This window comes from Microcystis sp. M31BS1, from assembly GCF_020245285.1.
GTDB lineage: Bacteria > Cyanobacteriota > Cyanobacteriia > Cyanobacteriales > Microcystaceae > Microcystis > Microcystis panniformis.
In genome coordinates, this window is the sequence record NZ_JADBVE010000168.1 from 1 (window position 1) to 10,209 (window position 10,209).

Below are 10,209 nucleotides of genomic sequence, written 5' to 3' on the forward strand. Positions count from 1 at the left end.
AATACAGTGAGTTCTTTTCTTCTTCCGTGAATTCTAGGTTAATCATGTTTTTAATGAGTGCTTTGCTTCTAATTATGACTCTTAAACTATATTATTGTCCTTGAGTAAAAAATGCAAGTTGTAGCCGTGCAAAGTATATACAATCGAGGTCATTAACTCCGGCAATCTCATTGTCGGGGTTGACCTAGATTCAACCATATCATCCGGTTCCAACTACGGGAATGTAACCGAGACATTTGCTGAGATACCTGGGCTCTCCTTAGTTTCAGTTAACGGCTCACAGGACCCCGTTGTCGGTTTCACTCCTATCACCCCCAAGGCACTGTTGACCGTCACAAATACCCTAAATCCTAATGCTGGCCAAGGTCTATTCAGTTTACAAAATTCTTTCCACCAAATGGCGCCCACTCCCGTCCCCGAACCGGGTACTATCCTCGGACTTCTGGCAGTGGGTGGTTTAGGATTGGTTTCCCGCTTCAATAAGCAAAAATAACAGTTACCAATGTGTGCAAGACATTGATAACTGTGAGGTCGAAACAGCTAAAGGTTAGATACCCTATAGGGATTTCTAGCTTTTAGCTTTTTCTTAGGTGTTGATTCTAACACAGCTTTGGGGTTTTGGGGTGATCAGGGGGAAAATTCAGGGACTTTTTCCCTGAAAATAGGTAAAACCCTACACCCCGAACCGCCGAACGGCCGAAGCCTGCCCCCACGAAAAACTTTTTGCCGCAAACCCTATATAATTAAGCTTTGGGTAATTTGTCCCACCATATTTCTTGACCGCGAAAAACTGATGTCTTCTTTGCTCTCTGCTATTCCCCTCGACGCAATCGCTTATAATCCCCAGGGTTTAGTACCGGCGATCGCTCAAGACTATCTTGATGCTACAGTGTTAATGATGGCCTGGATGAATCGGGAATCTCTCGAAAAAACCCTCACCACTGGGGAAGCATGGTATTGGAGTCGTTCTCGTCAAGAATTATGGCACAAGGGCGCTACTTCTGGCCATATCCAAAAGGTGCGTCAAATTCGCTACGATTGCGATAGTGATGCTATCTTACTGACTATTGAGCAAATCGGTGATATCGCCTGTCATACCGGCGAAAGAAGCTGTTTTCACCAAGTAAATTGGCAAAAATCACCGCCAGCGGCCGACACCCTCTCGGAATTGTTTAAGGTAATTTGCGATCGCAGAGACGAGCCTCATCCGGAATCCTACACCTGTAAACTTTTGGCCGGGGGAGATAACAAAATTCTCAAGAAAATCGGCGAAGAATCGGCAGAAGTGGTCATGGCCTGCAAAGATAATGATGGCGATGCTATTGCTGCAGAAGTGGCCGATCTTTTTTATCATACCCTCGTCGCTCTCGCCTATCATCAAGTCCCCCTGCGAGATGTCTATAAAAAACTGCAAGACCGGCGCCGGTAATCAGTTATCAGTTATCAGTAATCAGTTATCAGTTATCAGATTTGAGTTTTAAGTGGGTGGGTGGAATTAAATATAAGATGAACGTAGGTTGGGTTGAAGCATGAAACCCAACGCCCGATTATGTTACGCTACCGCTAACCCATCCTACAAATAATTGTGCCTCCCTACTTAAGTGTTAAGTTTCCGATTCCTGAATGCTGTCTCCTGATTCCTGTCTCCTGACTTGAAAGAGGGTGTGGGGTGTGGGGTGTGGGGGAATGGGGAAATGGGGAGACCACTTCGTGCGCGTTGCGGGGGGAAGTGGGGAAGTGGGGGAATTTCAACTAAAACCCTTAAACCCTAACACCCTAACACCCCAAAACCCCCAACACCTTTTTTGACTTTTGACTTTTTACTTTATATTTGTGGTTTACGACTTAGTAATTATTGGTGCCACTCCTGCGGGGATAGAAGCGGCTTTGTTGGCTGTTCACCTCAAAAAAAGGGTGGCCTTAGTGCAACAGCCTTATAGCAGCAATTTAGAGGCATCTGAGGACATTTTTAGCAAGGGCTACAGCCAAATTATCCATCTCTATAAACTGCTGAATCATTGGCAAGAAACGGCCATTTATCCCCAATGGCAACGGTTGCGGCAATGGCTAGAGGAAGTAGATAAAACTATTAATAAACATCATTCTTTAGCGAGATTAGCCACGGAAGGAATAGATGTGATCCCGGGTGGGGGGGAATTTGTCCGGCTGCCCCATTTAGGATTTGTGGTTAATGGTCGGCAATTGTTGGCTAAACACTATCTTATCGCCACGGGTTTTTATCCGCAAGTCCCGAAAATTTTCGGCTTAGATGAGGTTAATTATTTTACCGCTCAAACCCTTTGGCAAGGGCCAAATTTAGACAAGTTGGGACAACATTTAGGGATTATTGGCAACAGCAGCATGGCTGTGAGTTTAGCGCAAATTCTCCGACGTTTAGGGAAAGAAATTAGCTTAATTATCGAGGATAGTTATCTACTGCCAGATATTGATCGGGAAATTTCCCATTTAGTTACTGCCATTTTAGAAGCGGAAGGAATTAAGATTTTACCCGGCTATTGTCCTAGTCAAGTGAAAGCGATCGAGGGTCAAAAATGGTTACAATTAGGCAATCATGTCATTGAAGTCGATGATCTCATTTTTGCTGGTAATTATCAAGTCAATGAACAGGGATTAAATTTGGCCGGGGTGGGAGTTAAACTAGAGGAGGGATTAATTAGGGTTAATCAGCAATTACAAACCGATAATTCCCGCATTTATGCCCTAAATTTGCTCAGAAATAATTATCCCGATCCTACTTTAAATCACCGGGCTGCTTTTGGGTTAGTCAAGCATCTGCTCACGGGAGAAAAATTTAACTTTAATCCCGGGCAAATTCCCTCATTTATTGCTTTCGATCCTGCGATTGCTTGGGTGGGTTTAACTGGAAAAGCAGCCCAGGACAGCTATGGTGAGGAGGTAAAGATGATCAACTATCCAATTAAAAATATGGTCCCACAGCAAATCTGGGGGGAAACCACGGGATTTTGTCAATTAATCTACCGACAAGATGGTAAAATACTGGGAGCGCAAATAGTCGGTAATCAAGCAGCAGAAATGATTAGTATTATCAGTTTAGCTTTACAAGAAAATTTAACCATACAATCCCTCAATAAAAATATTTATGCTTGGGGAAGTATGGGAGAGATTATCGGAGAAATGACGCAATTAATCCCCCAGAAAAAATCTTGGTTAACTTGGCTAAAACAATTATTCAGATAATTAGATTGAGAAGGAAGATTAAATTATGAAACCGAAATTTATTGTCTTTGAAGGTATTGACGGATCGGGAACAAGTACCCAAGCAAAACTCTTACAAGAATATTTTTTAAAGCGAGGGGAAAAAGCAGTTTTAAGTCCGGAACCTTCCGAGGGAGTCATCGGTCGTTTGATTCGAGAAATAATGCAAACTAATCTTATTTCTATCCAAGATCAAAATCAATTTGACCGACAAATGGCCTATTTATTTGCAGCTGATCGCCATTATCACTTATATAATGATCACGATGGCGTTTTTAAACTTATTCACCAAGAACAAACCCACGTTATCACTACTCGTTATTATTTTTCCTCCCTGGCCTACAATTGCAATAATCCCGAAGAATTTGCTTTTGTTCGGCAGTTAAATCAACATTTTCCCAATCCAGATATAGTTATTTATATCGATATTCTTCCCGATATTTCTCTAGCAAGAATTAAAAACCGAGCCATCACAGAAGTGTACGAAAAACAAGAAAAATTAATGAAAGTTCGTCAAATGTTTATCGAGATATTTAAAGAATATAAAGATAATTGTTTACAACTGGATGGTAGTGATACAATAGAAAACCTTCACCGAAATATTATTAATTATCTTGAACGATTAATTTAAATCCATGCTTAGTACAGAAACCACCCCTAAATTCACCTACCAACCCCACTATAAACCCAATCAATTAATCTGCGGTCACGGCCAAACAGCAATTATCACGGGATGGACAGTAAAACAGTCCCTTGCTAAACATTTAAATCCCGACCAATACGCGGTGATTGGTAATCTTTATAGTCCCACCAGAGGAATTAGTCCCCTGCTGAGAAACTTAATCGCAAATCCCCACGTTAGATACTTAGTTATTCTCAACGCGACTAAGGAAGATAAAAACTCCGGCAGCTGTCAGTGTTTGCTAGATTTTTTTAGTCAAGGATTCCAGTTAGGAAAAAGTGACACAGGTAAAGAATGTTGGCTAATTAATTCTTCTACCACTGGATATATTGACAAAGAAATTGACCGAGAAACCCTCGAAAAATTGCGTCAATCAATTCAATATCAACCAGTTAAATCCATTCCAGAAGCGATTGAAACTGTCAAAAATTATGCAGAACAATCTCCCTTACCAACTTGGGGAGAACCCTTAATCTTTCCCCTCTTAGAAAATCTTCCTTCTCTCCTACCCGGGACAAGATACGGTCATCGCATTGAAGGAAAAACTATTGCTGAAACCTGGGTAAAAATTCTCCAAAAGATTAAAACCACCGGCACAATTAGACCCACAGGATATGATGGTAAATGGCAAGAATTAATTGACCTAATGGCCGTTGTCACCGATGAACCCCCAGACTTTTATTTTCCCGAACCTAATTATTTGCCTATAGATAGAGCTTTTCTTACCGAATATATCGGACAAATTCTTGATGATTCCCCTATACACCAAGGAGTTAAATACACCTACGGTCAAAGATTGCGCTCTTGGTTTGGCCGAGACCAAATTGCACAGGTTATCAATAAATTAATCTCAGAAATTGATGCCGCTAGTGCAGTCATGTCCCTCTGGGATGTGAAAGACCACGAAAAGGGAGGTAGTCCCTGTTTAAATCATATTTGGGTGCGAGTGGTGGAAAATGAATTGTCTCTCACTGCAATATTTAGAAGTAATGATATGTTTGCCGCTTGGCCAGCAAATGCCATGGGATTGCGCGCTTTACAGCAACATATTTGCCAAGAAATCAATCAACGCTCCCAGTATAATTTAACCCTCGGTCCATTGATTACTATTAGTCAATCGGCCCATATATACGATGATACTTGGGAGAATGTCGAACGATTAATCGCCACCCAGTACGATAAAATTGTCAATCAGCGCGATTTTTTTGACCCTAGCGGTAACTTTTTGATTTCTGTGGAAAAAGAACAAATTCTCGTCCAACAAACTACCCCCGGCAGCGGGGAAGTTGTCGCTTGTTATCAAGGCAAAAATCCCCTCAAATTAATCCGCGAGCTTGCCGCTACCAATCCCGCAATTATTCCCGAACATATCGGTTATCTGGGAATCGAGTTACAAAAGGCATACAATTGTATCAAAAATAATCAGCCTTATATTCAAGACCAGTAGATAAGTGGGAAGTTTCAGTGAACAGTGAACAATAAACAGTAAACAGTGAAAAGACAGTAGGAAACTTCTATTTAATACTACTCACTTAAAACTCAAATCTGATAACTGATAACTGATAACTGATAACTGATTACTGATTACTGATTACTGGTCCTTGTTTGCTGAACCAGCGCCGCGATATTTGAGAGATGAGGAGCGAATTGGGTTAGCCACCGTGGGATTATTGGTGATTTTAACCTCCGCACCGCGATATTTACCCCCTCGCTCCTTGACAGGAGCTTCGGTGACTGTTGGCTCGATATAGGTGGCGCCACGATACTTTTTCTCGCCGGCGGTTTCTGGAGTGGGTACGGGGACATTCTTCTGCTCTTCTCGTCCTTGCCATAAAAAGGTGACGACAATCACAACTGTCAAGAGAATTAATAGCTGAATCTGCCAAGGAGCTAAAACCAGACTCAACACTAAACTAATTACCGTGGCGGCACTGGCAAGATAAGCGATCTCATCGCTGGACTGCTGCCAGAAATAGGCAGCCAGAGCAGCGGTGAATAGTGGCAACAAAAACAAATAGGACATTCTGGGTACACCTTGTCATGCTAGTGAACCAATCTCTCTATTATTACCCCCCTAGCTTCGATCGGCGAAAAATATTAACTTAGCTTATACATCTCATAAGTTTTATTTTGTCAATCCTTCTTTACAATTCGTAAAAATCTTGTTACATTTATTTACATGAACTAAAAGTTAAAGCAAAACAGCCAAGACAGCAAGCCAGTTCAGATTGTTTCGGGGAGTATCAGACAGCTTATGATTCGTTTAGCTCCAGACAATGGCAAAAAACTTGGCGTACTAGCTTAAAAAAGTTTTCGGGGTTTGGGTTTACCCCATTGACAGATTTGCTTGAGTTCTCCTACATAACTTAGCGCTACCTCGGCTGGACACCGGGGTTTTTTATTTTGTGACAGCGTTTTCGACTAAGTAGGTGGGTATTAAAAACTTTCAGATGCCCCCCTTATTAAGGGGGGATTAAGGGGGGATCGGCACCCCCCTTATCAAGGGGGGATTAAGGGGGGATCGAACCTAAAATCCATTTTTAATTTAATTATAACCAGCTAAGTACCTAAGCAAAATTAATTACACATATCTAACCACCTCTTGCCTCTTGCCTCTTGCCTCTTGCCTATCTTCACTAGGAAATTAATTTTGCACGACTACTTACTTAAGTAAAACGGAGATACATTATTGCTATCTAACAATTAATTGAGATTACCTACTTAATTAAAAATTAACTTCATTTTGATGCACGGAATCCAAATAAAACTTGATTACATCTTCTGATGTACCCTGACATTGTAACTGGCCTTTATTTAGCCAAATTGCTTGGTCACAGGACTCTTGAATTAAAGTCAAATCGTGGGAAACTACTAAAATAGTAGCGTTAGAATTCCAGAATTTTTTTAACCGTCGTTTACACTTATTTTTAAAACTTTCATCCCCGACGGAAAGGACTTCATCAAGAATAAGAATATCGGGGTGAACCTCTGTGGCGATCGCAAATCCTAAACGAGCCACCATCCCGGAAGAAAGAGATTTCACCGGCGCTCCCATATATTCTTCTAACTCAGCAAAGTCAAGGATATCTTTGGTTTTTTCCTTCATTTCCTGACGAGAAAATCCCAGCATTACCCCATAGAGAATAATATTATCTTTTACCGGTAAATCTGGATCAAAACCCGCTCCTAATTCAATTAGAGAAGCAATTTGTCCCCTGACTCTCACCTGTCCCTTTGTCGGTTCCAGAATACCACAAATAACTTTTAAGAGAGTAGATTTTCCTGCGCCATTAGCTCCAATGATACCTAATTTCGCTCCAGAATTAATGACTAAATCTATATCATCTAGAACTAATTTTTTGGCAGGTTGACGATATTTACCTTCAAGAATAGAGAAGATTGTCCTTTTTAGATCGTAGGAGAATTCTTCTTGAGTACGTCTTTCGAGAGACACTTGATCGAGTCGAATTACTTCTGTCATTTATAATAAATCCATAAATAAATGTCGCCAGAGTCGGAAGCAAGTCCAACCAATTCCTAAGATGATGATCCCACCGAGTAGAGATTGAAAAATCAAACCAAAATCCGGTAATCCGGGGGAAAGGGACAATTGGCGAATACTTTCGATTACCGGTAATAATGGGTTTAATAGCAGGAATGGTTTTACGGAAGGAGGAATAATTTCTGGGGGATAGAAAATCGGGCTGCTAATCCAAGCGACAAAACAAACAATTTCGTAAAAATAGGGTAAGTCTCTGAAGAAAACGTAGAGGGTACTGACAAAGAAACCCACTCCCGTGCAAACCAGAGAAAGACCAATCACGGGAAAAATCAGAGCAATTACATTAATTAAACTTTGAGACTTCCAGAGAGTTACTATAGCCAAAAGGGGAAAGATACTAATAGCAAATTGAAAAATATTTGCCACTACCATGGAAACGGGAAAAATGCTAACTGGCAGACGAATTTTATTTAAAATACTGCCATTACCGACGATACTAGGTAAAGCTTGGTTAGTGGAAGCATTAAAAAAATTTATTACTACTAAACCGGTGAAAGCCGCTAGGACATAGTTAACTATAGAATTATCAAAATAAGAGGCGAAAACCGTGCCGAAAATTGCCGTGTATAGTGCAGTCATAATCGCGGGATTTAACAAAGACCAGTAAACCCCCAGAAAAGAACCCCGATAGCGTCCCTTGAGATTACGTTCCACCAGAACACTAAGCAATTCGTAATATCGCCGCGCTGTTGACCATCTAGTTTTTGCTTGGAGATCGGTCATAGGGATAATTGTCATCTCGTCAGTATTCAGTGCCTTATTCTAAACGATTACCGTCAATTTTGTCTATCGATCGAGGGAGTACTCTAGTTTTTATCCAGTCCCCGACGACTCTCCCTCTCCGGAAAAAGTTCCCTTCTTGGTCCATTTATCTGACCCAAAAAGCTTAAAAACCACTAAAAGCCTCTTTTTTTCGGGTTGAACTCGGTTTTTAGGGACAGCCTCAGCTAATTGACCTAGACTCTAAGTAAGTGGTTCTGGTTAAATAGAGGATAGATTTTGCCTTTGATCCCCTTAATCAGGGGGGATAACTCCTTATGAAGGGGAGAAATCTGACAATTTTTAAAACCTACTTAATTAGCAAGTTTACCAATAAAATAGACATCAGAACGTAGGTTGGGTTGAAGCATGAAACCCAACGCCTGACAATTTTTAAAACCTACCCACTTAGCAAGTTTACCAATAAAATAGACACCAGATCAAAGCCAAGAAATGCCGATTTAAACAGAGCTAATCTCAGAAAAACCGGATTCAAAAACCGATAAATTAACAATTTACTAACGGACAAACCAAGAATCTAATCTAATTGATGTCCCGTCAGTTCCACGAAGATATCTTCGAGGTTGGAAGGGCGACACATTACTCCAGTTTTATCGCTCAAAGTGTCCAGATAAGAGTTAGCATCGGCCACGGTGGGGAAGAATTTATAATCGATTTTATCGCCAACTTGTTTGATAACTAACCCTTCGCCATACTTAGTGCGAAAATCCGTTAGAGTTCCTAATTCGATTAATTTGCCCGCATCCATAATGCCAATTCTGCCCGGTTTTCCCGTGGCGTTATCCTGACAGAGAAATTCCACTTCTTCCATGTAGTGAGTGGTTAACAAAATTGTCATTCCTTGCCGGTTTAAATCGCGAATTACTTCCCACAAACGACGACGATTTTGGGGATCTAAACCGACAGTCGGTTCATCGAGAAAGAGGATTTTTGGTTCGTGAAGAAGAGCGCGAGCAATCTGTAAACGTCGTTTCATCCCTCCGGAAAGAGTTTTGGCAAGGGCAGATTTTCGATCGCTTAAACTGACATAATCTAAATAGCGATCGATTAATTCCTGTCTCTGGGGATTGGGGATATGGTGCATCCGGCCGTGAAATTCCAGATTTTCCCAGACGGTTAATTCCCCATCAACGCTAATCTGTTGTAAGACTACCCCTATATTTTTCTTCACCTGATCGCGGTATTTTTTCACATCATACCCCGCCACTGCGATTTCTCCTTGACTTGCTTCGGTTAGGGTGATAATCATGCGGATTGTCGTCGATTTTCCCGCACCGTTGGGACCGAGTAAACCAAAGATTTCCCCTTTTTCGATAGCAAAGGAAAGCTCGTTAACTACCGGGAGATTGTTATAGATTTTAGAAACGCGATCGAGAGCAATAGCGGAGGTCATCGAAAATTTGGGTCTGAAACCCCGTCGTTCTACGACGGCTTTACCGTTAAATATTAGCGCATTTACACGATATATGCTAGAATGCGAGATATGGAAAAGCTATCGCTACCGATTTTACCCAACACCAGAACAAGAGTCGCTATTGCGGCGCACTTTGGGCTGTGTAAGATTAGTTTACAACAAAGCTCTCCACGAACGAACACAAGCTTGGTATGAAAGACAAGAAAGAGTAGGCTACGCTCAAACTTCTTCAATGTTGACCGATTGGAAAAAACAAGAAGAATTAAACTTTCTCAATGAAGTTAGCTGTGTACCTTTACAACAAGGGTTAAGACACCTACAAACAGCTTTTACTAACTTCTTTGCTGGTCGTACTAAGTATCCTAACTTTAAGAAAAAACATCAGGGAGGAAGTGCCGAATTTACCAAATCAGCCTTTAAATTTAAAGACAAACAAATCTATTTAGCCAAATGCACAGAACCTTTACCTATTCGATGGTCAAGACAAATACCAGAAGCTTGTGAACCAAGCACAGTAACAGTCAGATTACATCC

10 protein-coding genes are annotated in these 10,209 nt (G+C 41.1%); 6 read left to right on the plus strand and 4 right to left on the minus strand.

Features of this window, described 5'->3' with window-relative positions; genetic code table 11:
• The first annotated feature begins 325 nt into the window (after positions 1-325).
• From IM509_RS09655 to IM509_RS09675, 5 genes are all read left to right on the plus strand, one after another.
• Positions 326-493 carry a PEP-CTERM sorting domain-containing protein gene (locus tag IM509_RS09655; RefSeq protein ID WP_260441304.1) on the plus strand — a complete coding sequence of 56 codons (168 nt, stop codon included), beginning with the start codon at positions 326-328 and terminating at the stop codon, positions 491-493.
• A 300-nt stretch (positions 494-793) separates the two neighbouring features.
• Positions 794-1,429: a bifunctional phosphoribosyl-AMP cyclohydrolase/phosphoribosyl-ATP diphosphatase HisIE gene (gene hisIE / locus IM509_RS09660; protein WP_052278443.1), complete on the plus strand. Its 636-nt coding sequence runs from the start codon at positions 794-796 to the stop codon at positions 1,427-1,429.
• A 404-nt stretch (positions 1,430-1,833) separates the two neighbouring features.
• Positions 1,834-3,219 carry a dihydrolipoyl dehydrogenase family protein gene (locus IM509_RS09665; RefSeq protein ID WP_072925745.1) on the plus strand — a complete coding sequence of 462 codons (1,386 nt, stop codon included), beginning with the start codon at positions 1,834-1,836 and terminating at the stop codon, positions 3,217-3,219.
• 25 nt (positions 3,220-3,244) lie between these two features.
• A complete protein-coding gene (tmk, locus tag IM509_RS09670; protein ID WP_072925711.1) occupies positions 3,245-3,868 on the plus strand; it encodes a dTMP kinase in 624 nt (207 codons plus the stop codon).
• Positions 3,869-3,872: 4 nt separating this feature from the next.
• On the plus strand, positions 3,873-5,366 hold the full coding sequence (locus IM509_RS09675; RefSeq protein ID WP_072925707.1) for a thymidylate synthase: 1,494 nt from the start codon (positions 3,873-3,875) through the stop codon (positions 5,364-5,366).
• A gap of 144 nt (positions 5,367-5,510) precedes the next feature.
• On the opposite strand, the gene IM509_RS09680 is transcribed toward IM509_RS09675, so the two are convergent.
• The 4 genes from IM509_RS09680 to IM509_RS09695 all read right to left on the minus strand — a co-directional run bounded on the left by IM509_RS09680 (position 5,511) and on the right by IM509_RS09695 (position 9,654).
• Positions 5,511-5,942, minus strand: coding sequence for a DUF4278 domain-containing protein (locus IM509_RS09680; protein ID WP_052276560.1), 432 nt, complete (start codon positions 5,940-5,942; stop codon positions 5,511-5,513).
• 702 nt (positions 5,943-6,644) lie between these two features.
• A complete protein-coding gene (locus IM509_RS09685) occupies positions 6,645-7,400 on the minus strand; it encodes an ABC transporter ATP-binding protein (protein WP_002771944.1) in 756 nt (251 codons plus the stop codon).
• On the minus strand, positions 7,401-8,204 hold the full coding sequence (locus tag IM509_RS09690) for an ABC transporter permease (RefSeq protein WP_170863902.1): 804 nt from the start codon (positions 8,202-8,204) through the stop codon (positions 7,401-7,403).
• A 574-nt stretch (positions 8,205-8,778) separates the two neighbouring features.
• A complete protein-coding gene (locus tag IM509_RS09695) occupies positions 8,779-9,654 on the minus strand; it encodes an ABC transporter ATP-binding protein (RefSeq protein WP_052276561.1) in 876 nt (291 codons plus the stop codon).
• 73 nt (positions 9,655-9,727) lie between these two features.
• Here IM509_RS09695 and IM509_RS09700 point away from each other — a divergent pair.
• The coding region (locus tag IM509_RS09700; protein ID WP_502882254.1) for an RNA-guided endonuclease InsQ/TnpB family protein at positions 9,728-10,209 on the plus strand (482 nt) is incomplete at its 3' end.

What these genes read in the sequence shown, in the direction of transcription:
- hisIE (WP_052278443.1), top strand. Translation starts at nt 794, where the DNA reads ATGTCTTCTTTGCTCTCTGCTATTCCCCTCGACGCAATCGCTTATAAT.
- tmk (WP_072925711.1), top strand. Translation starts at nt 3,245, where the DNA reads ATGAAACCGAAATTTATTGTCTTTGAAGGTATTGACGGATCGGGAACA.
- IM509_RS09675 (WP_072925707.1), top strand. Translation starts at nt 3,873, where the DNA reads ATGCTTAGTACAGAAACCACCCCTAAATTCACCTACCAACCCCACTAT.
- IM509_RS09680 (WP_052276560.1), bottom strand. Translation starts at nt 5,942, where the DNA reads ATGTCCTATTTGTTTTTGTTGCCACTATTCACCGCTGCTCTGGCTGCC.
- IM509_RS09685 (WP_002771944.1), bottom strand. Translation starts at nt 7,400, where the DNA reads ATGACAGAAGTAATTCGACTCGATCAAGTGTCTCTCGAAAGACGTACT.
- IM509_RS09690 (WP_170863902.1), bottom strand. Translation starts at nt 8,204, where the DNA reads ATGACCGATCTCCAAGCAAAAACTAGATGGTCAACAGCGCGGCGATAT.
- IM509_RS09695 (WP_052276561.1), bottom strand. Translation starts at nt 9,654, where the DNA reads ATGACCTCCGCTATTGCTCTCGATCGCGTTTCTAAAATCTATAACAAT.